The sequence below is a fragment of the Arthrobacter sp. AIWTK1 genome, from assembly GCF_056680535.1.
Genome location: NZ_CM155287.1, coordinates 1,214,163 through 1,236,076 on the forward strand (window position 1 = coordinate 1,214,163; position 21,914 = coordinate 1,236,076).

A 21,914-nucleotide genomic window follows, 5' to 3' on the forward strand; every position below is an offset into this window, starting at 1 on the left:
GAAACCTGTTTCCCGGCGGGCTCAATCAGCCGTTAGCCGGCGTGCATCTCCCGGTGCGCCTGCGCCAGTTCGCGGTAGTGCGCGGCGTTGCGCTTCACGCCGTCGAACTCCTCGTCGGTGAGTTCCCGGCGGACTTTGGCCGGGACGCCCGCCACCAGGGAACGGGGCGGGATGACCGTTCCTTCGAGCACCACGGCGCCGGCCGCCACCAGCGAGCCGGCGCCGATCACCGCACCGTTCAGGATGGTGGCACTCATGCCGATCAGGCAGTCATCCTCCACGGTGCAGCCGTGGACGACGGCGCTGTGGCCCACGCTGACCCGGGCGCCGACGGTGCAGGGGAACCCCGGGTCGGCGTGCAGCACTACGTTGTCCTGCAGGTTGCTGCCGATTCCCACCTTGATCGCGGCGGTGTCCGCGCGGACCGAGACGCCGTAGAACGCGCTGGCGTTCTCGGCGAGGGTGGCGTTGCCGATCACTGATGCGCTGGGGGCGACGAAAACGGAAGGGTGGACATCCGGGCTGGTGCCGGCAAAGGGATATAGAGGAGCCATGAGCCCAGCCTAGGACACTTCCCCGTGAGCCCTCCGATGAGGACACCGCACAACGGACTTTTTGCCTAGTGACGCCGCGGGGCTGGCTCACTAGCATGGGGCCATGGAACTTCGGGGCTTGGACCTTCACGGTTTGGAACTGCAAGGACTTCAGCTGCGGAAGACCGGAGCGGGCGGGCTCAGCCGCTTCCGCCGGTTGATGCGGCGGATTGAGCAGCTGGAGGTCCTTGACCCGGCTGTCCGTGCGGCCGAGCCAAAGGCTGGCCGCCTGGTCCGCAACGAGCGAGTCCGCAGTTTCCTCCACGGCGATGCAACCGCAATACCACTGCACGGCATCCTCACCGACGTGCCTTTCGGCGCGTGGTTCATGGCCCTGTACCTGGACCTGTACCCGGATGAAGGGACCCAGCGGGCGGCAACCCGCCTGATGGGCCTCGGCGTCGTTTCAGCCGTGCCCACCGCGCTGTCAGGATGGGCGGAGTGGTCGTTGGCCGGCCGGGGAACGCAGCGGGTTGGCATCATCCATGCGGGCTTGAACGGCGCGGCCGTGCTGATCTTCGCCGGCTCCTGGGTTGCACGGCTCCGGGGCAGGCACAGGCTCGGCGTCGGGCTGGCACGGCTCGGGGCTCTCGTCACGATTGCAGCCGCTTTCCTGGGCGGCTACATGGGTAGCGCGCGCAGGGGAACCTAGGCCCTCCCGGTGTTCCCCCAACTAGGTAGCAGCAGGTGTCGTTTTGAGCGCTCAGAACGACATCTGCTGCTACCTAGTTGGGTTGGGTCGGGGGAGTGCGCAGGACCAGGAACTGGTAGTGCTGCGTCCAGTGTCCGGCGCCGGGGCCCGACTCGGCGCCGGTGCCCTCCGGCCACGTGACGAATTCCTCGACCTCGCCGTGCCGGCCGAAGAGCCGCTGCAGCGCGGCGTCGCTGCGCCGGCTGAAAAAGCGCGGAGGCTGGATCACGTCCTCGGGGTTGAGCACTTCTTCATCGTCCCCGGACCAAAGGCCGACGGCGATCGGCGCCCCCGGCGCGGCCACCCGCACGAGTTCACCGACGACGTCGTCGATGTCCGTGTTCGGGATGTGCAGCAGCGTGCTCATGGTCCACAGTGCCGGGAAGACGCCGTCGGCGAACGGCAGGTTCCTCGCACTGGCAACCGACACGTTCAGGCCCTTGGCGGTTGCTACCCGGACCTGCTCCTCCGACAGGTCCACACCCGTGTAGTGGATGCCGGCCTGCACGAAGCTCAGCCCGTCAAGCCCCGGGCCTGTGCCGATCTCCAACACCCCGTGCCGGCCCTCGGCCTTGAGCCTGGCTACGAACGCCGCCCGCTGCCGTACCCGCTGCGGTGTCAGCGGGTGCTCCGGATGCAGGACGGCGCGCTGGTTGTAGAACGCAGCCAGCCGGTCCTCGCCGCTGTGCCGCTGCGCTGCGGAGTCGTCGCCGGCCGGGGCCACGTCCTGCCGGACCCTAGTTGAAGACGACGGTGTTGTTTCCGTCCAGCAGCACCCGGTGCTCGGCGTGCCACTGGACGGCCTGGGCCAGCGTGCGGCCTTCCACATCCCGGCCCATCTGCACGAACTGCTCTGCCGTGCGGCGGTGGTCCACGCGGATGACTTCCTGCTCGATGATGGGCCCCTCGTCGAGGGCCGCTGTGACGTAGTGTGCCGTGGCGCCGATCAGCTTCACGCCGCGGGCATGGGCCTGGTGGTACGGCTTGGCACCCTTGAAGGAGGGCAGGAACGAGTGGTGGATGTTGATGGCCTTGCCGGTGAGCTCCGTGCACAGCTCGTTGGACAGGATCTGCATGTAGCGGGCCAGGACGGTCAACTCGATGTCTTCCTCGGCGATGATCTTCCGCAGCTGGTCCTCGGCCCGGTCCTTGGTGTCCGCAGTCACCGGAATGTAGTGGAACGGAATGCCGTAGAACTCCGCCAGGCCGGCAAGGTCCTCGTGGTTGGACACGATGGCGGGGATGTCAATGGGCAGCGTACCGGAGCGCTGCAGGAACAGGAGGTCGTTGAGGCAGTGGGCGGACTTGCTTGCCATCAGGAGCGTGCGGACCTTCCGACCCGCGGGATTCAGGCTCCACTGCATGCCGAAGGCCTCGGCCACCGGCTCCAGGGCAGCGTGGACGTCCGACTGCGAAGCTGCAGTGGTGACCTCCACGCGCATGAAGAACGTGCCGGTGGTCTGGCTGCCGTACTGCTGCGAGTCCGTAATGTTGCAGCCGGCCACGAGCAGCGCGCCCGCTACGGCATGCACGATGCCGGGCCGGTCCGGACAGGAGAGAGTCAGTACGTAAGCGGAGGAAAGCTGGTCTTCAATCACGAAGAACAGCCTACCCGCGCCGGAGTCGCCGTCAGGAAAGGTTTTGATAGTCTTAACCGGTCGCAACTGGCGTTGGATGGCTAACCATCAGGGAGCGGCACTTACGAAGACCACGGATCGTACGCCTGGGCCGAGGGTCATGTTTTGCCGGACGGCAGTTTAACCGCCGCCGAACCCAGGCGCTGTCCTGCCCGTAACCTAGGGGCGGAGCCGCGTCACAGCCGGTAGCCTGACCTTAGCAGTGCCCATCCCTAGCCAGGAGTTTTTCGTGACCACTTCACCGACTTCCGTCAGCACTTCCTCCGCCGTCAGTAACCTGCCGCTGGCTGAGCTCGACCCCGAGATCGCCGCCGTACTTGACCAGGAGCTCGGCCGCCAGCGCGGCACCCTGGAAATGATCGCCTCCGAAAACTTCGCCCCGCGCGCTGTGATGGAAGCCCAGGGCTCCGTCCTGACCAACAAGTACGCCGAGGGCTACCCGGGCCGCCGCTACTACGGCGGCTGCGAATACGTGGACATCGCCGAGCAGCTGGCGATCGACCGCGTCAAGGACCTGTTCGGCGCAGAATACGCCAACGTCCAGCCGCACTCCGGTGCGCAGGCCAACGCCGCAGCACTCTCCGCCATGATCACTCCCGGCGACAAGATCCTGGGCCTCTCACTGGCCCACGGCGGCCACCTGACGCACGGCATGAAGCTCAACTTCTCCGGCAAGCTGTACCAGGTTGCCGCGTACCAGGTGGAGCAGGACACCTTCCGCGTCGACATGGACAAGCTCCGCGAGCAGGCCATCGCCGAGAAGCCCCAGGTCATCATCGCCGGCTGGTCCGCCTACCCGCGCCACCTGGACTTCGCAGCCTTCCGCTCCATCGCTGATGAAGTGGGCGCGCTGCTCTGGACCGACATGGCGCACTTCGCCGGTCTGGTGGCCGCGGGCCTCCACCCGAGCCCGGTGCCGCACTCCGACGTCGTCACCTCCACCGTGCACAAGACCCTCGCAGGTCCCCGTTCCGGTGTGATCCTGGCCAAGCAGGAATGGGCCAAGAAGCTCAACTCCAACGTCTTCCCGGGCCAGCAGGGCGGACCGCTCATGCACGTCATCGCCGCGAAGGCCGTTGCCTTCAAGATCGCCGGAACCGCCGAATTCAAGGAGCGCCAGCAGCGCGTCCTCGAAGGTGCCAAGATCATCGCCGACCGCCTGAACCAGGCTGACGTCGCCGAAGCCGGGATCTCCGTGCTCACCGGCGGCACCGACGTGCACCTGGTCCTGGTGGACCTGCGCAATTCCCAGCTGGACGGCCAGCAGGCCGAGGACCTCCTCCACTCGGTCGGCATCACGGTCAACCGCAACGCCGTTCCGTTCGATCCCCGCCCGCCGATGGTCACCTCCGGCCTCCGCATTGGTACTCCGGCCCTGGCCACCCGCGGCTTCGGCGCCGAGGAATTCACCGAGGTTGCCGAGATCATCGCCACCGCGCTGAAGGCCGGCTCCGCCACGGACGTGGAGGCCCTGCAGGCCCGGGTGGACAAGCTTGCCGCCGACTTCCCGCTGTACCCGCAGCACGAGCAGTGGTGACCCCGTCCATGGCGCAGACCGCGAAGATCCTCGACGGCAAGGCCGCCGCTGCCGCCATCAAGTCCGAGCTGGCTGAGCGCGTCGCCACCCTGAAGGCCCACGGAATCACTCCGGGCATTGCCACCGTTCTCGTGGGCGCGGACCCTGCCTCGCAGCTGTACGTGTCCATGAAGCACAAGCAGTCTGTGGGGATCGGGATGAACTCGATCCAGCGTGAGCTTCCGGCGGATGCCACCCAGGCCGAGGTCGAGGCCCTCATTGACGAACTCAATGGGGACCCGGCCTGCCACGGCTACATCGTGCAGCTGCCGCTGCCCAAGCACTTGGACACTGACGCCATCCTTGAGCGGATTGACCCCGCCAAGGATGCCGACGGCCTGCACCCGACCAACCTTGGCCGGCTGGTGCTCAACGTCAGCGGCGAGATCACCTCGCCGCTGCCGTGCACGCCCCGCGGCGTCATCGAGCTCCTGGAGCGCAACGGCTACAGCCTCTCGGGCAAGCACGTCGTTGTGGTCGGCCGCGGTGTCACGATCGGCCGCACGATCGGCCTGCTGCTCACCCGGCGGTCCGTGAACGCCACCGTGACGCTGACGCACACGGGCACCGAGAACCTCTCGGAGCTGCTGCGGCAGGCGGACGTCATTGTGGGCGCGGCGGGTGCCAAGCACATCGTCAAGGCTGCGGACGTCAAGCCGGGCGCGGCCCTGCTCGACGTCGGCGTCACCCGTGAAACCGATCCTGAGACGGGCAAGAGCAAGGTCCACGGCGACATCGATCCCGCTGCTGCCGAGGTGGCGGGCTGGATCTCGCCGAACCCCGGCGGCGTGGGGCCCATGACCGTGGCGCTGCTCATGACCAACGTGGTCGAAGCCGCGGAACGCCGGCTGGCAGCGAAAAGCGCCGGCACCGCCTAGTTTCGGGTGGGCCAGGTAACTGGCACGAAGGGCGCCTACTTCCTTGGGAGTAGGCGCCCTTTCGGTTTAACAGGCAGCCTGGACCGCAGGATATGTATTCCCGCATGCCCAACCACATCGAATGGATTTTTTGAGGTCCAACTCTTTCTTTGTTCGAACGTGCGTACTAACGTTGTGTGGGTGCCTGAACTTGTGTCCCACGAAGAACTGTCAAGCAAACAATCCCGCAGCCAGACCCAGGGCGACCCGATGCAGTACGTCATCACCGCTGAAAACCTCACTAAGAAATATGGCGACGTCACCGCCGTCGACGGTATTTCCTTCAGTGTTCCGGCCGGTGAAGCCTTCGGGCTGCTTGGCCCCAACGGTGCAGGCAAATCCACCACGATGAAGATGATCGGCGGTGTCTCCCAGCGCACCTCCGGGAGCCTGTCCATCATGGGGCTCGACCCGGAAAGCCACGGTCCGGAAGTCCGCGCCCACCTCGGCGTCGTGCCGCAGCAGGACAACCTGGACGAAGAGCTCCGGGTCCGGGACAACCTCCTTGTCTACGGCCGCTACTTCGGACTGCCGATGAGCTACCTGCGGCCCAAGGCTGATGAACTGCTGGAGTTCGCCCAGCTCACGGACAAGGCGAAGTCCAAGGTGGATGCACTGTCCGGAGGCATGAAGCGGCGGCTGACCATTGCGCGCTCGCTGATCAACGAACCCCGGATCCTGCTGCTGGACGAGCCCACCACGGGCCTGGACCCGCAGGCCCGGCACATCCTCTGGGACAGGCTCTTCCGGCTCAAGGAGCAGGGTGTCACGCTGATCCTCACCACGCATTACATGGACGAGGCGGAACAGCTGTGCGACCGCCTCATCGTGGTGGACAAGGGGCGCATCATGGCCGAGGGATCGCCTTCCAGCCTGATCCGTGAGTACTCCACCCGGGAAGTCCTGGAGCTGCGCTTCGGCTCGGAACGCAACCCAACGATCGGCGCCGAACTCGAAGGAATCGGCGAGCGGGTTGAGACGCTCCCGGACCGCGTGCTGATCTATGCGCACGACGGCGAGGCGGCGCTGGAACAGGTGTCCGCCCGTGGACTGCGTCCGCTCACGTCACTGGTGCGCCGGTCATCCCTGGAGGATGTCTTCCTCCGCCTCACCGGGAGGAGCCTCGTTGACTGAGCGGTCCGCGCCGTCCGTGGCGGACGCCGGAGGGCCGGCCAGGCCTGCAGTGCTGCGCGCCCATTCGCCGGCAGTTTCAGCGGCCCGTGCCCGCCGGTGGGGATCCTTCTACTACGCCGAGCAGGTCCTCCGCGTCATGAAGGGCTACGGCTGGACCATTCTCATGTACGGCGTGGGCCAGCCGGTGGCCTACCTCTTCGCCATGGGGGTGGGCCTGGCCACGCTCGTGGACACGAACAGCGACGCCGGGTTCGGCGGGGTCAGCTACCTGGCATTCATTGCCCCGGCGCTGCTGATCTCGGCTGCCGTGATGACGGCAGCCAACGAATTCACGTTCCCGGTCATGGACGGTTTTAAATGGCGGCGCGTTTACTACGGGCCGCACGCTTCGCCGCTCACGCCTGAACAGATCGCTTCCGGCCACATCATGGCGGTGACCCTCCGGTTCCTGCTGCAGTCCGCCATCTACTTCGTGGTGGTGGCGCTTTTCGGCGCCTCACCGAGCGGCTGGGGCTGGGTGTCAATCCTGGTCGCCACCCTCGCGGGGCTCTCCTTCGGCCTGCCGCTGATGGCCTATGCCGCCTCCATCAAGGACGACAAGGGACAATTCGCCATGGTGATGAGGTTTATCGTGACGCCGTTGTTCCTGTTTTCCGGAACCTTCTTCCCGCTCGATTCCCTGCCGCTCGCGGTGCGGTGGATCGGGTGGATTTCTCCGATCTGGCACGGCACCGAACTGGGCCGCGTCTTCAGCTACGGCTACGAGGAGCCACCCCTGCTGACCGTCCTGCACCTTGTGTTCCTGGTTGGCCTCGCAGTGGCGGGGTGGATGCTCACCAAGCGCCAGTTCGCCCGGAGGCTGGGTCAATGAGCGCGCTCACCGAAGGCCACAGTGTCACCGAGGCGGCGCGCAACCGCCGCTTCGGGCCGATGTACTCACGGAACGTCAGGGCGGTCATTGCCCGCGGCCTCATGGCCACCAAGAGCAGCAACTGGATGGTGATGCTCTCCGGCTTCTTCGAGCCGGTGCTGTACCTGATCTCCATGGGGGTGGGCCTTGGCGCCATCGTGGGCGCCGTGCAGGGGCCCGGCGGCCAGGAAATCAGCTACGCCGCATATATCGCGCCGGCGCTCCTGGCGGTGTCCGCGATGAACGGCGCCGTGTACGACTCCACGTGGAACGTCTTCTTCAAGATGAACTTCGCCAAGCTGTACCAGGGCATGCTCTACACCTCGCTGGGTCCGCTGGACGTGGCCATGGGGGAGATCTTCCTGGCTCTGCTGCGGGGCCTGCTGTACGCCACCGGGTTCACCGCCGTCATGGGCGTCATGGGCCTGATCACCACACCGTGGGCCATCCTGATGATTCCCGCGTCCGTGCTGATCGCCTTCGGTTTTGCCAGCTTCGGGATGGGGATCACCAGTTTCATGAAGACCTTCCAGCAGATGGACTGGATCAACTTCGTGATGCTGCCGATGTTCCTTTTCAGCGCCACGTTCTACCCGCTGAGCGTGTATCCGCAGTACATCCAGTGGCTGATCCAGGCCATGCCGCTGTGGCACGGGGTGGAGCTGCTCCGGCAGATCAGCGTGGGAATTTTCACCCCCGCCACCGCCATCCACATCGGCTACTACCTCGTGATGATCGTGCTGGGCGTCATGCTCACGGCCGGACGGCTGCGCAAGCTGTTCCTGAAGTAGCGTTCGCCCCGGGTGGAAGCATCCATTTGCCCGCTCCGGCATTTGAGACAATAGACCCATGCGAACTTTGGGTAACCCTCACTCTGCGTCCAACCCGGCCAAGGGCGGGTTCTCCATGCTGCGAATCAGCGGCCCGGGAATGATGGTGTTTGTCGTCGCCTTCGTGGTGGCGGTCATCTTCGCTGCCAACCAGAACGACGTCGTCGGCTGGGTTGTGGCGGTCATCGCCGGCTTCTGGCTCGCGCTGGCAGCGTTCGTCGTCTTCAGCATCCAGAAAGCGGCCAAGAAGGCGACCGCCAAACTCAACGAGGCACAGAACGCCTTCAACGCCGCGACCGGCCGCGCGCCGTCGTCGGGGAGCGCCGACCACGGCGGTACTCGCCTGGTCCGGTCGCGCAACGAAGCCGACGAGGTCCGTGACATGAAGCTGGACCACTCCTTCAAGATCGTCCAGGTCCAGGTCCGGGTCGTTGAGCAGGAACGGGCCAAGGACGCTGCCGCGGACCAGGACACCATCCGCCGCGCGTTGGAAACCATCGAAATCACGGCCACCAATGCCAGGGACATGATCAAGTCCTCCGGTGGTGCTGACGAACCTGTCAGCGGAACCATCATCGACTAGAGTGGAGCGGGTGAGCTCGGCATTGAAGAAGGACCACCTTCGCATCGCATCAGTCAACGTCAACGGCCTCCGCGCTGCCTACCGTAACGGCATGGCGGAGTGGCTTGAGCCCCGCGAGGTGGACATACTTTGCCTGCAGGAGGTCAGGGCGCCGGACAAGATCGTCCGGGAACTCCTGGGCGACGACTGGTTCATCCTGCATGAAGAAGCCGATGCCAAGGGCCGCGCAGGCGTGGCCATTGCCTCCCGGACCGAGCCGCTTGCAACGCGCCCGCACATCGGAGACGACTACTTCGCCACCGCCGGCCGCTGGGTGGAGGCTGACTTCCGCTTGACGGACGCTGCCGGCGCCCCGGTCCACCTGACCGTGGCGAGCGCCTACGTTCACTCCGGCGAGGCCGGAACCCCTAAGCAGGACGACAAGTACCGCTTCCTCGATGTCATGACCACCCGACTTCCCGAGCTGGCGAAGCACAGCGACCACGCCCTCGTGGTGGGTGACCTGAACGTGGGCCACACGGAGCTGGATATCAGGAACTGGAAGGGCAACGTCAAGCGCGCAGGCTTCCTCCCCGAGGAGCGCGCGTACTTTGACCGCTTCTTCGGCGAAGAAATCGGATGGAGGGATGTCCACAGGGGCTTGGCGGGAAACGTCGACGGCCCCTACACCTGGTGGTCCCAGCGCGGCAAGGCCTTTGATACCGATACAGGCTGGCGCATCGACTACCACATGGCCACTCCCGCCCTTGCCGCAGCCGCCGTCTCGGCGACCGTGGACCGGGCGCCGTCATGGGACACCCGCTTCTCCGACCACGCACCGCTGGTAGTGGACTACCAGCTCTAAGCCCGAAGGTTTTTCTTACAATGACTAGCTCGACTTCCACGGTGACCAAGAAACGCATCCTTTCCGGTGCCAAGCCCACAGCGGACTCGCTGCACCTGGGCAACTACATCGGTGCTGTCCGCAACTGGGTGGACATGCAGGCGGAATACGATGCCGTGTTCTTCATTCCGGACCTCCACGCCATCACCGTTGATTTCGAACCGGCAGAGCTGGCCAAGCGCACCCGCGTGGTTGCTGCCCAGTACATTGCGGCCGGCATCGACCCGGACAAGAGCATCTTCTTCGTCCAGTCCCACGTCCCCGAGCACGCGCAGCTGGCTTGGGCGCTGAACTGCATTACCGGCTTCGGCGAGGCTTCCCGGATGACGCAGTTCAAGGACAAGACACAGAAGTCGGGGGCAGACGCCGCAACGCTCGGCCTGTTCGCCTATCCCACCCTGATGGCAGCGGACATCCTCCTGTACCAGACCGACCTCGTCCCGGTGGGCGAGGACCAGCGGCAGCACCTGGAGCTGACCCGGAACCTGGCCCAGCGCTTCAATACCCGCTTTGGCCACACGTTCACGGTGCCCGAGGCCACCATCCTCAAGGCCACCGCCAAGATCTACGACCTCCAGAGCCCCACGGCGAAGATGTCCAAGACAGGCGGGTCGCCACACGGTTCCATCCAGCTCCTGGAGGACCCCAAGATCGCGGCGAAGCGCATCAAGTCCGCAGTGACGGACACCGGGACTGAGATCCGGTTCGACGCCGAAGCCAAGCCGGGCGTTTCCAACCTGCTCACCATCTATTCGACGCTCACCGGGAAGTCCGTGGCCGAACTGGAGGCGGAGTACCAGGGCAAGATGTACGGCCACCTCAAAAAGGACCTCGCGGACGTCATGGTGGATTTCATCACCCCCCTCCGGGACCGGACCAACGAACTGATGGCGGATCCGGCAGAGCTGGACAGGCTCCTGGCCCAGGGCGCCGAACGTGCCCGGGAAATCGCCTCCGTGACTCTCGGCCAGGTCTATGAGCGCATGGGCTTCCTGCCGTCCCTCACCCTCGCAGGAGTCCGCTAGCCCCATGTCATCAGCCAGCAAAGTCACAGCAAACGAAACCTCCCCTGCATACCGCGGAGAGGGAAAATTCGTTGCCGCCGATGATGACGCTGCCATGATGCGGGGCACAGCGCCACGTAAGCGTCAGGCCACTACCGACGAGATGAGCGTCGGCGTCATCCTGGGCTTCCCGCCGGACATTGCCGAGGAACTCCAGCGCTGGCGGGCATCGTTCGGGGACCCCATGGCCGGCGTCATTCCCGCGCACATCACGCTGGTCACCACCACTCCCACCAAGGATTGGGAGGCCACCCGAAGCCACGTCCGAGACGTCGCGCGCAGGCAGCAGCCGTTTACCGTCACCATCGCCGGTACCGGATCGTTCAGGCCCGTTTCCCCGGTGGTTTTCCTGAACGTCGAAGACGGTTTCGGCCACTGCGTGAACCTGCACGAACAGCTGCAGACCGGTCCGCTGGAACGCGAACTGCCGTTTGCCTACCACCCGCATGTGACCATTGCCCATGACGTGGCGCCGGAGAGCCTGGACGAGGCTGAAACGGTGCTGAAGGATTACCGGGCCACGTTCCCTGTGGTTAGCATGGGGCTGTACGAGCACGACATCAACGGCATTTGGCAGCTACGGGAAGAACTCGACTTTGGCATCGAAACTGACCCCACCCGAGGCACGTCCGGCACTGGCAGCCCCGGCGGCGCACGCCGGAGATAATCCTCCGCTTCCCACGGAACGCGCCCGGCTGAAGCTGGAAGTGAGCCGGAAGAAGGTCGAGTGGAGCAAGGCGCGCAGGTCGGGCAGCGGCGCCGTGGCCGGGCTGCCGGCCATGTTCCAGTGGCTGCTTGCGCGGCTGAATGCCTTCCGTCCCATGCGTGCATTCCAGCACTACAACCTGCAGCACGGTCCGCTCATGGCGGCCGGTATCGGCTTCAGGATGTTCTTCTCCGTCACGGGTCTGCTGGCTACCGGGCTCTCCCTGGCCGGCCTCGTGCTCAGCGGACAGCCGGCCCTGCTGGATCAGGTCATCAGGAGCGTGGCGAAGGCTGCGCCCGGACTGATGAAGGTCGACGGCGGCGAGGGGCTGGTTGATCCTTATGAGCTGCTGAATCCCTCCGGCCTTGGCTGGGCCGCCGTGATTGCGGCCGCCGTAACGGTTTTCACCGCCTTGGGCTGGATCAGCGGTATCCGCGACGGCGTGCGTGGCATGATGCAGCTCGGCCCGCGTGGGATCAACCCGGTCTTGCAGATACTGCGGGACGCGGGTACCTTGCTGCTGCTGGGCGTGGCACTGGTGCTCAGCGCCGCCGCCTCCTTGATTTTCGGCACCGCGGCCGGCTGGGTCACTGAGCAGCTGCACCTGGACCCGGTGATGGCCTGGCCGCTGACCACCGCCATTAAAGTGGGCGTGCCACTCGCCCTTGGCTGGGTCACCGCCCTGATCATGTTCCGGCTGGCGGCGGGCCTGAAACTTACCCGGCGGGCACTGCTTGAAGGAACCATCCTGTCGGCCGTGGGAACCACTGTGCTCCAGATCTTCAGTACGGAGTTGCTTGCCAACGCCGGACGCAACCCGATTCTCGCGCCTTTCGCGATCATCATCGGGCTGCTTATCTGGTTTAACCTGGTCAGCCAGGTCTACCTGCTGTCAGCGGCGTGGTCGGTCGTCAGGGATGAGGACCTGAAGAATGCCCCTGCTCCGAAGGCAACCGGATGGGGTTCCCGCCAGGTCCAGCCCGGAAAGACGCCGGTGGAGCGGGCTCGGCCTGCGGCTACCGGCCGGCGTCGAGGTACTGATCTGCCCACGCGGAAATAATCTTCGCGGCCCGGGCGGCCTGGCCTTTACCGGTCAGCAGGTGGTCGCTGCCTTCCAGCGAGACGAAGCTGCGCGGGTGCCGTGCCGTCTGGAAGATGGTGCTGGCGTTCTCGATCCCCACAGTGTTGTCCGTGGGGGAGTGCAGCACCATCAGGGGCTTGTGCAGCTGCTTGATGCAATCGGTCAGGTCCGCATTTTCCAGGTCCTCCACGAAGTGCCGCCGGATCTCCACGCGCTTTCCGCCCAGGTCCACCTCCGCGCTGCCTTCACTCAGGATCCGGTCCAGGGCCGCGTCAAACACATGGGCCACGTGCTTGGGCGAGAACGGGGCTCCCACGGTGGCCACGGCGTCAAGCCCGGGAATCTCCTTGGCGGCCGCCAGGACAGCCGCACCGCCGAACGAATGCCCCACCAGCAGCGAGACCGGCTTGCCGTCGGCCCGCATGAACTCCGCGGCCTTGACGGTGTCCGCCACCTTGTGGCTGAAGGAGCCCTCGGACCAGTACCCGCCGGAATCGCCCAGCCCCAGGTTGTCGAAGCGGAGCATCCCCACTCCGTTGTCCGCCAGCGCCTTGCACATCCGGGACGCCGACGGGCTGTCCTTGCCCAGCGTGAACCCGTGCGAGAACACACCCCAGCCCTTCACCGGGCCTTCCGGCACGTCGATGATGCCGGAGAGCAATTCGCCGGTGGATCCTTCGAAACTGACTTTTTCGGAGCGGGACATGGGGACCCTTTCGTTGGGTGGCGCTAAAGTGCCGTAAAACGACGACGGCGCCCCCACCTGAAAGGTGAGAGGCGCCGTCGTCGTGGTTTTCGTGGTTAGCGGGTGCTAGATCTTGCGGGAGAGGATTGCCTGCTTGACCTCAGCGATCGCCTGCGTGACCTGGATGCCGCGGGGGCATGCCTCGGTGCAGTTGAAGGTGGTGCGGCAGCGCCACACGCCTTCCTTGTCGTTGAGGATCTCCAGGCGCATGTCGCCGGCGTCATCACGGGAATCGAAGATGAAGCGGTGGGCGTTGACGATCGCTGCCGGGCCGAAGTACTGGCCGTCGGTCCAGAAGACCGGGCAGGAGGACGTGCACGCGGCGCACAGGATGCACTTGGTGGTGTCGTCGAACCGCTCACGGTCCTCGGCGGACTGCAGGCGTTCCTTGGTGGGCTCGTGGCCCTTGTTGATAAGGAACGGCATGACTTCGCGGAAGGACTGGAAGAACGGCTCCATGTCCACGATCAGGTCCTTTTCCACCGGCAGGCCCTTGATGGGTTCCACGGTGATGGGCTTGGTCGTGTCCAGGTCCTTCAGCAGGGTCTTGCACGCGAGGCGGTTGCGGCCGTTGATGCGCATGGCATCGGAACCGCAGACGCCGTGGGCGCAGGAACGGCGGAAGGAGACGCTGCCGTCGATTTCCCACTTGACCTTGTGCAGGGCATCCAGCACGCGGTCGGTGCCGTACATGGTGACCTTGAAGTCGTCCCAGGTGGACTCGTCGGAGACCTCGGGGTTGTAACGGCGCACGCGCAGGGTGACGTCGAACGTCGGGATCTCTCCGCCGCCTCCGATGTGCGCGGGCAGTTCGATCTTTGAGGCTGGCTCAGCAAGTTCGGCGGACATCTTAGTACTTCCTCACCATCGGCTCGTAGCGGGTAAAGACAACCGGTTTGGTGGCCAGGCGGATGCCGGCAATTGCTTCTGCAGAGCCGTCGGCCGGGGCGTGGTCGTCCTTGTACGCCATGGAGTGCTTCATGAATTTTTCGTCGTCACGTTCCGGGAAGTCCTCGCGGAAGTGTCCGCCGCGGGACTCCTCCCGGTGCAGGGCTGCCACCGTCATGACCTTGGCCAGTTCCAGCAGGAAGCCCAGTTCAACGGCCTCGAGCAGGTCAAGGTTGAAGCGCTTGCCCTTGTCCTGGACGCTGATGCGCTTGTACCGCTCTTCGAAGGACTCGATGTCCCTCAGCACCTGGTTGAGCGTGTCAGCCGTGCGGAACACCTGCATGTTGGCGTCCATGGTGTCCTGGAGTTCCTTGCGGATCACGGCCACCTTCTCGTCGCCGTTGCCGTTACGGGCAATGTCCAGCAGCTCGATGGTGTATGCCTCCGGGTCCGCCGGGAGATCCACGAACTCGGCCGTCTTGGCGTACTCCGCGGCGGCGATGCCGGCGCGCTTGCCGAACACGTTGATGTCCAGCAGCGAGTTCGTGCCCAGGCGGTTGGAGCCGTGGACCGAAACGCAGGCAACTTCGCCGGCCGCGTAGAGGCCCGGCACCACGGTGTCGTTGTCCTGCAGGACTTCGGTGGTGATGTTGGTGGGGATGCCGCCCATGGCGTAGTGCGCCGTCGGGAACACCGGAACCGGCTCCGTGTACGGCTCAACACCGAGGTAGGTGCGGGCAAACTCGGTGATGTCCGGCAGCTTGGCGTCGATGTGCGCCGGCTCGAGGTGGGTCAGGTCAAGGAGCACGTAGTCCTTGTTCGGTCCACAGCCGCGGCCCTCGCGGACCTCGTTGGCCATGGAACGGGCCACGATGTCACGGGGTGCCAGGTCCTTGATGGTGGGGGCGTAGCGCTCCATGAAGCGCTCACCCTCGGAGTTGCGGAGGATGGCGCCTTCGCCGCGCGCGGCTTCCGACAGGAGGATCCCCAGGCCGGCAAGACCGGTCGGGTGGAACTGGAAGAATTCCATGTCCTCCAGGGGAATGCCGCGGCGGAACGCGATGCCCATGCCGTCCCCGGTCAGGGTGTGCGCGTTGGACGTGGTCTTGAAGACCTTGCCGGCGCCGCCCGAGGCGAACACCACGGACTTGGCCTGGAACACGTGCAGTTCGCCGGATGCGAGGTCGTAGGACACGACGCCGGCAACCCGCTTCTGCTTGTACGGCGTGCCGTCCTCGCGGACTGCGTCTTCCTCAACCGTCAGGAGGTCCAGGACGTAGTACTCGTTGTAGAACTCCACGTTGTGCTTGACGCAGTTTTGGTACAGCGTCTGCAGGATCATGTGGCCGGTGCGGTCTGCTGCGTAGCAGGCACGGCGGACGGGGGCCTTGCCGTGGTCACGGGTGTGGCCGCCGAAGCGGCGCTGGTCAATCCGTCCTTCCGGCGTGCGGTTGAACGGCAGACCCATCTTTTCCAGGTCCAGCACCGCGTCGATGGCTTCCTTCGCCATGACTTCGGCTGCGTCCTGGTCCACCAGGTAGTCGCCGCCCTTAATGGTGTCGAACGTGTGCCACTCCCAGTTGTCTTCCTCGACATTGGCCAGTGCTGCACACATGCCACCCTGCGCCGCACCGGTGTGCGAGCGGGTGGGGTAGAGCTTGGTCAGTACTGCTGTGCGCGCGCGCTGACCGGATTCGATCGCGGCGCGCATGCCAGCGCCACCGGCACCGACGATGACGACGTCGTACTTATGGACCTGCATACCAGACGCTCTTTCTCTCAAAATTCGCTATAAAACCACGGGCGGGCGGAGCCTGCACCGTAAAACCGTCCGCACGCTCAGTGCGGGCACGGCTGATCCCCCCTGGGAGGAAGTGTGCCGTTAGGCTGCGGGGCAGAAGCCGCCCGGCAGCGGTACGCCGTTGACGTCCAGCGGGCACGGGTTGAAGGTGAAGATCACCAGTGTGCCCAGGATGATGATGACGGCCGTTGCGGCGTAGAGGACGATCTTCAGCCAGAAGCGGGTGGAATCCTTCTCGGCGTAGTCGTTGATGATGGTGCGGACACCGTTGGTGCCGTGCAGCATGGCCAGCCAAAGCATGGCCAGGTCCCAGAACTGCCAGAACGGATCGGCCCACTTGCCGGCGACGAAACCGAAGTCAATGGCGTGGATGCCCTCGCCCACCATGAGGTTAACGAAGAGGTGCCCGAAGATCAGGACCACCAGGACGACGCCCGAAAGCCGCATGAACAGCCAGGCAGCCATTTCGAAGTTGCCCCTGGACGCGCCGCTGCGGCGGTACTTGGGGGCAATCAGCCCTGCGCCCGGCTTTCCGCCGTCTTTTCCGCTGCGGGGACTCTGGATGGTTGCAGTCATGGCTTAGTGACCTCCGAAGGCGAGGGAAAGGTGGCGGATGGAGAAGCCCACCATGACGATGACCCAGAGAACCAGGACCGTCCACAGCATTTGGCGCTGGTACTTCGCGCCCTTCTTCCAGAAGTCGACGGCGATGATCCGCAGGCCGTTGAAGGCGTGGAACACAATCGCTGCGACAAGGCCCGTTTCACCCAGGGCCATCAGGGGGTTCTTGTAGGCGCCGATCACGGCGGTGTACGCCTCGGGGGACACGCGCACCAATGAGGTGTCCAGCACATGGACCAACAAGAAGAAGAAAATCACTACACCGGTAATGCGGTGTCCAACCCAGGACCACATGCCTTCACGGCCGCGGTACAAGGTGCCAGCTGGTTTTGTCGGCACTGAATAAACCTCCCTGCAACACAGCGGCGCTGGCATGGGATCCACGCGGGGGGAACGCCTGCTGCGAGAGCACTCGTAAGCTCAAGCCTAAATCTAGGCTTCGCTCACAGCTTATTCAATTCAGGAACTCCTTGGTGACGCCTCCCCGCGCGGTTTTTGCGCATTTTTGAGACGAACGCCACATTGTGGCCGTCGCGGCGGCGTCGCGGTAGCCGCATCTGCCGGTGTCGGGGCGGCGGTCGGCTAAAGTAGGCCGTGATGACTACAGACATAGTGACAAGCCGGAATTCACCGCTGGACCGTTTTATTGCGGTAATTCCTGCAGGCGGAGTGGGGACCCGCCTCTGGCCCCTGTCACGTGCAGCAGCCCCTAAATTCCTTCACGATCTCACTGGCTCCGGCAGCACGCTGCTGCGGGCTACCTACGACCGACTGGAGCCGCTTGCCGGAAAAGGCGTGCTGGTTGTTACCGGCGTTGCCCACCGGAACGCCGTGTGCAGCCAGCTTCCGGAGATCCAGGAATCCGACCTGGTCCTGGAAAGCGAGCCCAAGGACTCCGGCGCGGCCATCGGCCTCGCTGCCGCCATCCTGTACCAGCGGGATCCGGACATCATCATGGGCTCCTTCGCCGCGGACCAGGTGATCAGCCCCGACGACCTCTTCCAGGATGCCGTGCGCGAGGCCATCCATACGGCCGCGGCCGGCAAGATCGTCACCATCGGCATCAAGCCTACGCACCCGTCCACCGGATTCGGCTACATCCGTGCCGGCCAGAAGCTGTCGATTCCGAACGCCCCGAGCGCGCAGGCCGTGGTGGAATTCGTGGAAAAGCCCAGCGAGGACGTTGCCCAGCAGTACGTGGACAGCGGAGAGTACGTCTGGAACGCAGGCATGTTCGTTGCGCCGGTTTCACTGATGCTGAAGCACCTCGAGGCAAACCAGCCTGAGCTCTTCAAGGGGCTCACGGAAATTGCGCAGGCCTGGGACACGCCGGAACGTGATGAGGTCACTGCCCGCGTCTGGCCCACGCTGCCGAAGATCGCCATCGACTACGCGGTGGCGGAACCTGCCGCCGCTGCCGGGGACGTCGCCGTCGTGCCGGGAACTTTCCGTTGGGACGACGTCGGCGACTTTGCTTCCGTGGGCCGGCTCAACAGCGCCAAGGAAGTGGACGATGTGACAGTCCTCGGTGAAGGCGCCCGCGTCTTCACCGAAAACGCCAGCGGCGTGGTTGTCACGGACACCAAGCGCGTCATCGCGCTGATCGGCATCAAGGACGTGGTCATCGTAGACACGCCGGATGCCTTGCTGGTCACCACCATGGCCCACTCCCAGCGGGTCAAGGCCGCCGTGGATGCCCTCAAGGCCAGCGGCGACACCGACGTCCTCTAAACCGGACCCGGCAAATCCTCCTCAGTCCAGTCATCCCGGCGGCCGCCGGGATGACTGGACTGAGCCGTTCCAGGCGCTGGGAGCCGGCTCCCGGATACGTAACGTCCGACGCTGATGCGGGTATTCGGGGCGGCCTCGCTAGAGTTGTTTCGTGCGCAATTACACTACTGAAGCCGAGCCCACCGCCCTCGTGGGGCCGTGGCTGGAGCCGCTGCTGCCGGAACTGATCGATTTCCGCCGTGACCTCCATGCGCATCCTGAACTGTCCTTCAAGGAGTTCCGGACCACGAACAAGCTGGCGGAACGGCTCGAAGCTGCCGGGCTCAAGCCGCGCCGGCTTGAAGGCACAGGCCTAACTGTCGACGTCGGCGAGGGCCCCATTGCCACCGCCCTCCGCGGCGACATCGACGCCCTCCCCATCATTGAGGAAACCGGGCTGCCGTTCGCGTCCAAGAACCACGGCGTCACCCATGCCTGCGGCCACGATGTCCACACCACCACCATGCTGGGGATCGCCCTCGTGCTGCACCGCATGCACCAGGAATCCCCGCTGGGCGGCACGGTACGGATCATCTTCCAGCCTGCCGAGGAGACCATGCCCGGCGGGGCGCACTCCTGCATCGAGCAGGGCGTGCTTGAAGGCGTGCCGCGCATCCTTGCCCTGCACTGCGACCCGCGCATCGAAGTGGGCAAGATCGGCACCCGGATCGGTGCCATCACCTCGGCGTCGGACACCATCAGGATTGAGCTTTCCGGTCGCGGCGGCCACACCTCGCGGCCGCATCTCACCGAGGACCTTGTTTTCGCGCTGGCGCAGATCGCCGTCAACGTGCCGGCGGTCCTGTCCCGCCGGGTGGACGTTCGAAGCGGCGTCTCCGTGGTGTGGGGGCACATCTCGGCCGGCTCGGCACCCAATGCCATTCCGGGCACGGGCTACATGGCGGGCACCATGCGCTGCCTGGACCGCGACGCCTGGCACAGCGCCGGCGAGCTTTTGGACGAAGTGGTCCACCAGGTTGCTGCGCCCTACAACGTGGACGTCCGGCTGGAGCACACCCGGGGTGTTCCTCCGGTGGTCAACTCCGAACATGAGACGGCCCTTATTGAAGCAGCCGCACGCGCCGAAATCGCCGAAAGTGCGGTGGTCCTCACGCCCCAGTCCATGGGCGGGGAGGATTTCGCCTGGTTCCTGGCCGAACTGCCGGGCGCGATGATGCGGCTTGGCACCAAGACTCCCGGCGGCGAGGAGTATGACCTCCACCGGGGCGACTACATCCTGGACGAGCGTGCCCTGGGCTACGGGATCCAGGTCCTGACCGCGGCAGCGCTCCGCACCATCCGCGACCTCTAGCCCACCGCCAGCCAACCAGCGACACAGCGCGAACGGACACTTAAGCCCCACCCCCCAGCGCGAACGAACAGTTTAGGCCCCCTGACCGGGGCCTCAACTGTCCGTTCGCGCTTCTGCGGGGCCGGATGTGTCCTTTCGCGCTTCTTCGGCCTAGATGGGTTGTGCACAATCTAATTGTGCGATATCGTTTTTCTCATGACCGATGCTCCCAGACTCAACCGCCAGGTGTGCTTTGCGCTGTACTCCGCTTCGAAGGCGGCGACAGCCGTATACCGGCCGATGCTGGACGAACTGGGCCTGACCTACCCCCAGTACCTCGTCATGCTGGTGCTCTGGGAGGACCAGCCGCGCAGTGTCCGCGAGCTGGGGGAGGAGCTGGGCCTGGATTCGGGCACGCTCTCCCCGCTGCTGAAGAGGCTCGAATCGCTGGGGCTTGTTGAGCGTCGGCGTTCTGCCGAGGATGAGCGGCGGGTTGAAGTTTCCCTGACGGACTCCGGCACGGCGCTCAGCGCCAAGGCTGTCGCCATTCCCCAGCAGCTCGCAAATGCCGCCGGCCTGTCCGCGGCAGAGCTCGACCAGCTCCGGGAGACCCTGGGCAGGCTCACGGCCGCCCTCCATTCCTCCCGTTAGCCCACCCGCCAGCCGGATTTGGATCCACCGGATATTCCATCCGCTGAATTTTTTCTCCAACAGAACGGAACCACGTGAAGACTCTCTATACAGCTGAAGCACTCGCCTCGGGCGAAGGGCGGGACGGGAACGCCCGCACCAACGACGGCCGGCTTGACGTCACCCTGGCCAGTCCGGTGGAACTGGGCGGCAACGGACAGGGCACCAACCCGGAACAGCTGTTCGCTGCCGGATACGCAGCGTGCTTCCACTCAGCCCTGCGCCTGGTGGGCCGCAAGGAAAAGGCCGACCTCACCGACTCCGCCGTGGCCGCCAGGATCCACTTCGGCGCGCTCGAGGACGGTGTGGGCTATGGCCTGGCCGCTGAACTCGAAATCGCACTGCCCGCCCTGGACCTGGCAACGGCGGAGGCGCTGGTGGCCAAGGCGCACCAGATCTGCCCTTATTCCAATGCCACCCGCGGCAACATCAACGTAGACATCAAGATCCTGGAGGTGGCCGCATGAGCGCCAACACCACAACCCTTCCCCGTACAACCCGCGAGATCCAGCTGGCATCCCGCCCGCACGGCCGGCCCGTTCCCGACAACTTCCGTTTGGCCGAGTCGGAGCTCCCGGAACTGCAGGACGGCCAGGTGCTGGTCCGCAACCAGTTCATCTCCGTCGATCCCTACATGCGCGGCCGCATGAACGACGTCAAGTCGTACTCAGCGCCCTTTGCGCTGGATGCAGCGCTCGACGGCGGCGCCGTCGGTGAGGTGATCGCGTCCCGGTCGGAGGAACGCAAGGTGGGGGACGTCGTCGTGCATTCCCTCGGCTGGCGCGAATACGCGGTGCTTGATGCCGCCGCCACATCCCTGGCCCGCACCGACCTGGCACCGGCGTCGGCGTTCCTCGGTGCGCTGGGCATGACTGGCCTGACCGCGTACGCAGGCCTCCTGAAGGTTGCTGAGTTCAAGCCCGGAGAGGTGGTTTTCGTTTCCGGAGCCGCGGGTGCCGTCGGTTCGCTCGTGGGGCAGATCGCCAAGGCGATGGGTGCGTCCCGGGTCATTGGCAGTGCGGGGTCGCCGGAAAAGGTGGCGCGACTGCTGGAGCTGGGCTTCGACGCCGCGTTCAACTACAACGACGGCCCGGTGGCCGCGCAGCTCGCAACGGCAGCAGGGGAGCGCGGGATCGACGTGTACTTTGACAACGTGGGCGGCGAACACCTTGAAGCGGCCCTGTCTGCGCTCACGGTGGGCGGCCGCGTGGCCATGTGCGGTGCCATTGCGCAGTACAACTCGACCGAACCGACTCCCGCTCCCCGGAACCTCATGCTGGCCATTGGCAAGCAGCTGACCCTCAAAGGTTTCCTGGTCGGCGGCTACTGGCAGCACATGCAGGAGTTCGTCGGGACTGTGTCCGCCTGGGTCGCTGATGGCACCGTGCGCTACGACGAAACTGTTGTGGACGGCCTGGAGAACGCTCCGCAGGCGTTTATGGACCTCCTCGACGGCGCCAACACCGGGAAGATGCTGGTCCGAATCTAGGGAAATGGACGCGA

General features: G+C 65.2%; 24 protein-coding genes. 16 read left to right on the forward strand and 8 right to left on the reverse strand.

The window, feature by feature from the left end; all coding sequences use genetic code 11:
* Positions 1-32: 32 nt before the first annotated feature.
* Entirely contained in the window at positions 33-554 is a 522-nt protein-coding gene (locus AC1MDG_RS05680) for a gamma carbonic anhydrase family protein (RefSeq protein ID WP_479808042.1), read from the reverse strand.
* A gap of 103 nt (positions 555-657) precedes the next feature.
* Here AC1MDG_RS05680 and AC1MDG_RS05685 point away from each other — a divergent pair, with 103 nt between their 5' ends.
* Positions 658-1,245 (forward strand): DUF2231 domain-containing protein, encoded by a 588-nt coding sequence (locus tag AC1MDG_RS05685; protein ID WP_479808043.1) that lies wholly within the window; start codon positions 658-660, stop codon positions 1,243-1,245.
* Positions 1,246-1,318: 73 nt separating this feature from the next.
* On the opposite strand, the gene AC1MDG_RS05690 is transcribed toward AC1MDG_RS05685, so the two are convergent.
* Both AC1MDG_RS05690 and purU read right to left on the reverse strand, forming a co-directional pair.
* Positions 1,319-2,008 (reverse strand): class I SAM-dependent methyltransferase, encoded by a 690-nt coding sequence (locus AC1MDG_RS05690; RefSeq protein ID WP_479808045.1) that lies wholly within the window; start codon positions 2,006-2,008, stop codon positions 1,319-1,321.
* A 13-nt stretch (positions 2,009-2,021) separates the two neighbouring features.
* Entirely contained in the window at positions 2,022-2,882 is an 861-nt protein-coding gene (gene purU / locus AC1MDG_RS05695) for a formyltetrahydrofolate deformylase (RefSeq protein ID WP_043479397.1), read from the reverse strand.
* Positions 2,883-3,150: 268 nt separating this feature from the next.
* Here purU and glyA point away from each other — a divergent pair, with 268 nt between their 5' ends.
* The 10 genes from glyA (at position 3,151) to AC1MDG_RS05745 (ending at position 12,584) form a co-directional block, all read left to right on the forward strand.
* Positions 3,151-4,458, forward strand: a complete 1,308-nt coding sequence (glyA, locus tag AC1MDG_RS05700; RefSeq protein WP_479808047.1) for a serine hydroxymethyltransferase — start codon at positions 3,151-3,153, stop codon at positions 4,456-4,458.
* 8 nt (positions 4,459-4,466) lie between these two features.
* Complete coding sequence (locus tag AC1MDG_RS05705; protein ID WP_479808048.1) at positions 4,467-5,375, forward strand: bifunctional methylenetetrahydrofolate dehydrogenase/methenyltetrahydrofolate cyclohydrolase; 909 nt, start codon at positions 4,467-4,469, stop codon at positions 5,373-5,375.
* Between the two features lie 249 nt (positions 5,376-5,624).
* Positions 5,625-6,548 (forward strand): ABC transporter ATP-binding protein, encoded by a 924-nt coding sequence (locus AC1MDG_RS05710; RefSeq protein ID WP_479809025.1) that lies wholly within the window; start codon positions 5,625-5,627, stop codon positions 6,546-6,548.
* On the forward strand, positions 6,541-7,419 hold the full coding sequence (locus AC1MDG_RS05715) for an ABC transporter permease (protein WP_479808049.1): 879 nt from the start codon (positions 6,541-6,543) through the stop codon (positions 7,417-7,419). Before AC1MDG_RS05710 ends, AC1MDG_RS05715 begins: the two co-directional genes overlap by 8 nt.
* A complete protein-coding gene (locus tag AC1MDG_RS05720; RefSeq protein ID WP_043479317.1) occupies positions 7,416-8,249 on the forward strand; it encodes an ABC transporter permease in 834 nt (277 codons plus the stop codon). The genes AC1MDG_RS05715 and AC1MDG_RS05720 overlap by 4 nt, the downstream gene beginning before the upstream one ends.
* Positions 8,250-8,307: 58 nt before the next feature.
* Positions 8,308-8,871 (forward strand): hypothetical protein, encoded by a 564-nt coding sequence (locus AC1MDG_RS05725; protein WP_043479318.1) that lies wholly within the window; start codon positions 8,308-8,310, stop codon positions 8,869-8,871.
* A 10-nt stretch (positions 8,872-8,881) separates the two neighbouring features.
* Positions 8,882-9,715 (forward strand): exodeoxyribonuclease III, encoded by an 834-nt coding sequence (locus AC1MDG_RS05730; protein WP_043479403.1) that lies wholly within the window; start codon positions 8,882-8,884, stop codon positions 9,713-9,715.
* Positions 9,716-9,735: 20 nt separating this feature from the next.
* On the forward strand, positions 9,736-10,779 hold the full coding sequence (gene trpS, locus AC1MDG_RS05735) for a tryptophan--tRNA ligase (RefSeq protein WP_479808051.1): 1,044 nt from the start codon (positions 9,736-9,738) through the stop codon (positions 10,777-10,779).
* Between the two features lie 94 nt (positions 10,780-10,873).
* Positions 10,874-11,485, forward strand: coding sequence for a 2'-5' RNA ligase family protein (locus AC1MDG_RS05740; protein ID WP_479809026.1), 612 nt, complete (start codon positions 10,874-10,876; stop codon positions 11,483-11,485).
* Entirely contained in the window at positions 11,415-12,584 is a 1,170-nt protein-coding gene (locus AC1MDG_RS05745; protein ID WP_479808053.1) for a YihY/virulence factor BrkB family protein, read from the forward strand. The genes AC1MDG_RS05740 and AC1MDG_RS05745 overlap by 71 nt, the downstream gene beginning before the upstream one ends.
* On the opposite strand, the gene AC1MDG_RS05750 is transcribed toward AC1MDG_RS05745, so the two are convergent.
* From AC1MDG_RS05750 to sdhC, 5 genes are all read right to left on the reverse strand, one after another.
* Positions 12,541-13,311: an alpha/beta hydrolase family protein gene (locus tag AC1MDG_RS05750; RefSeq protein WP_043479320.1), complete on the reverse strand. Its 771-nt coding sequence runs from the start codon at positions 13,309-13,311 to the stop codon at positions 12,541-12,543. The two genes, AC1MDG_RS05745 and AC1MDG_RS05750, sit on opposite strands and share 44 nt — an antisense overlap.
* A gap of 105 nt (positions 13,312-13,416) precedes the next feature.
* The gene (locus tag AC1MDG_RS05755; protein ID WP_043479321.1) at positions 13,417-14,199 is read right to left on the reverse strand and encodes a succinate dehydrogenase iron-sulfur subunit; all 783 of its coding nucleotides are present in this window, start codon (positions 14,197-14,199) and stop codon (positions 13,417-13,419) included.
* A 1-nt stretch (position 14,200) separates the two neighbouring features.
* A complete protein-coding gene (gene sdhA, locus AC1MDG_RS05760; protein WP_479808056.1) occupies positions 14,201-16,000 on the reverse strand; it encodes a succinate dehydrogenase flavoprotein subunit in 1,800 nt (599 codons plus the stop codon).
* A gap of 120 nt (positions 16,001-16,120) precedes the next feature.
* The gene (locus AC1MDG_RS05765; protein WP_479808058.1) at positions 16,121-16,615 is read right to left on the reverse strand and encodes a succinate dehydrogenase hydrophobic membrane anchor subunit; all 495 of its coding nucleotides are present in this window, start codon (positions 16,613-16,615) and stop codon (positions 16,121-16,123) included.
* A gap of 3 nt (positions 16,616-16,618) precedes the next feature.
* The gene (gene sdhC / locus AC1MDG_RS05770) at positions 16,619-16,954 is read right to left on the reverse strand and encodes a succinate dehydrogenase, cytochrome b556 subunit (RefSeq protein WP_043430438.1); all 336 of its coding nucleotides are present in this window, start codon (positions 16,952-16,954) and stop codon (positions 16,619-16,621) included.
* Between the two features lie 303 nt (positions 16,955-17,257).
* Here sdhC and AC1MDG_RS05775 point away from each other — a divergent pair, with 303 nt between their 5' ends.
* The 5 genes from AC1MDG_RS05775 to AC1MDG_RS05795 all read left to right on the forward strand — a co-directional run bounded on the left by AC1MDG_RS05775 (position 17,258) and on the right by AC1MDG_RS05795 (position 21,900).
* The gene (locus tag AC1MDG_RS05775) at positions 17,258-18,391 is read left to right on the forward strand and encodes a mannose-1-phosphate guanylyltransferase (protein ID WP_043479324.1); all 1,134 of its coding nucleotides are present in this window, start codon (positions 17,258-17,260) and stop codon (positions 18,389-18,391) included.
* Between the two features lie 151 nt (positions 18,392-18,542).
* The gene (locus AC1MDG_RS05780) at positions 18,543-19,742 is read left to right on the forward strand and encodes an amidohydrolase (protein ID WP_043479326.1); all 1,200 of its coding nucleotides are present in this window, start codon (positions 18,543-18,545) and stop codon (positions 19,740-19,742) included.
* Between the two features lie 195 nt (positions 19,743-19,937).
* Entirely contained in the window at positions 19,938-20,372 is a 435-nt protein-coding gene (locus AC1MDG_RS05785) for a MarR family winged helix-turn-helix transcriptional regulator (protein WP_043479409.1), read from the forward strand.
* Between the two features lie 74 nt (positions 20,373-20,446).
* Positions 20,447-20,878 carry an organic hydroperoxide resistance protein gene (locus tag AC1MDG_RS05790; protein WP_479808061.1) on the forward strand — a complete coding sequence of 144 codons (432 nt, stop codon included), beginning with the start codon at positions 20,447-20,449 and terminating at the stop codon, positions 20,876-20,878.
* Positions 20,875-21,900 (forward strand): NADP-dependent oxidoreductase, encoded by a 1,026-nt coding sequence (locus tag AC1MDG_RS05795; protein WP_479808063.1) that lies wholly within the window; start codon positions 20,875-20,877, stop codon positions 21,898-21,900. The genes AC1MDG_RS05790 and AC1MDG_RS05795 overlap by 4 nt, the downstream gene beginning before the upstream one ends.
* Positions 21,901-21,914 lie beyond the last annotated feature (14 nt).

Excerpts from the sequence above, each read along its gene's own strand:
- trpS (WP_479808051.1), top strand. The coding sequence starts at position 9,736 with ATGACTAGCTCGACTTCCACGGTGACCAAGAAACGCATCCTTTCCGGT.
- AC1MDG_RS05785 (WP_043479409.1), top strand. The coding sequence starts at position 19,938 with ATGACCGATGCTCCCAGACTCAACCGCCAGGTGTGCTTTGCGCTGTAC.
- AC1MDG_RS05750 (WP_043479320.1), bottom strand. The coding sequence starts at position 13,311 with ATGTCCCGCTCCGAAAAAGTCAGTTTCGAAGGATCCACCGGCGAATTG.
- AC1MDG_RS05775 (WP_043479324.1), top strand. The coding sequence starts at position 17,258 with ATGACTACAGACATAGTGACAAGCCGGAATTCACCGCTGGACCGTTTT.
- AC1MDG_RS05765 (WP_479808058.1), bottom strand. The coding sequence starts at position 16,615 with ATGACTGCAACCATCCAGAGTCCCCGCAGCGGAAAAGACGGCGGAAAG.
- AC1MDG_RS05705 (WP_479808048.1), top strand. The coding sequence starts at position 4,467 with ATGGCGCAGACCGCGAAGATCCTCGACGGCAAGGCCGCCGCTGCCGCC.
- AC1MDG_RS05710 (WP_479809025.1), top strand. The coding sequence starts at position 5,625 with ATGCAGTACGTCATCACCGCTGAAAACCTCACTAAGAAATATGGCGAC.
- sdhA (WP_479808056.1), bottom strand. The coding sequence starts at position 16,000 with ATGCAGGTCCATAAGTACGACGTCGTCATCGTCGGTGCCGGTGGCGCT.
- AC1MDG_RS05685 (WP_479808043.1), top strand. The coding sequence starts at position 658 with ATGGAACTTCGGGGCTTGGACCTTCACGGTTTGGAACTGCAAGGACTT.
- AC1MDG_RS05755 (WP_043479321.1), bottom strand. The coding sequence starts at position 14,199 with ATGTCCGCCGAACTTGCTGAGCCAGCCTCAAAGATCGAACTGCCCGCG.
- AC1MDG_RS05740 (WP_479809026.1), top strand. The coding sequence starts at position 10,874 with ATGATGCGGGGCACAGCGCCACGTAAGCGTCAGGCCACTACCGACGAG.
- AC1MDG_RS05795 (WP_479808063.1), top strand. The coding sequence starts at position 20,875 with ATGAGCGCCAACACCACAACCCTTCCCCGTACAACCCGCGAGATCCAG.
- AC1MDG_RS05680 (WP_479808042.1), bottom strand. The coding sequence starts at position 554 with ATGGCTCCTCTATATCCCTTTGCCGGCACCAGCCCGGATGTCCACCCT.
- sdhC (WP_043430438.1), bottom strand. The coding sequence starts at position 16,954 with ATGTGGTCCTGGGTTGGACACCGCATTACCGGTGTAGTGATTTTCTTC.
- AC1MDG_RS05725 (WP_043479318.1), top strand. The coding sequence starts at position 8,308 with ATGCGAACTTTGGGTAACCCTCACTCTGCGTCCAACCCGGCCAAGGGC.
- AC1MDG_RS05720 (WP_043479317.1), top strand. The coding sequence starts at position 7,416 with ATGAGCGCGCTCACCGAAGGCCACAGTGTCACCGAGGCGGCGCGCAAC.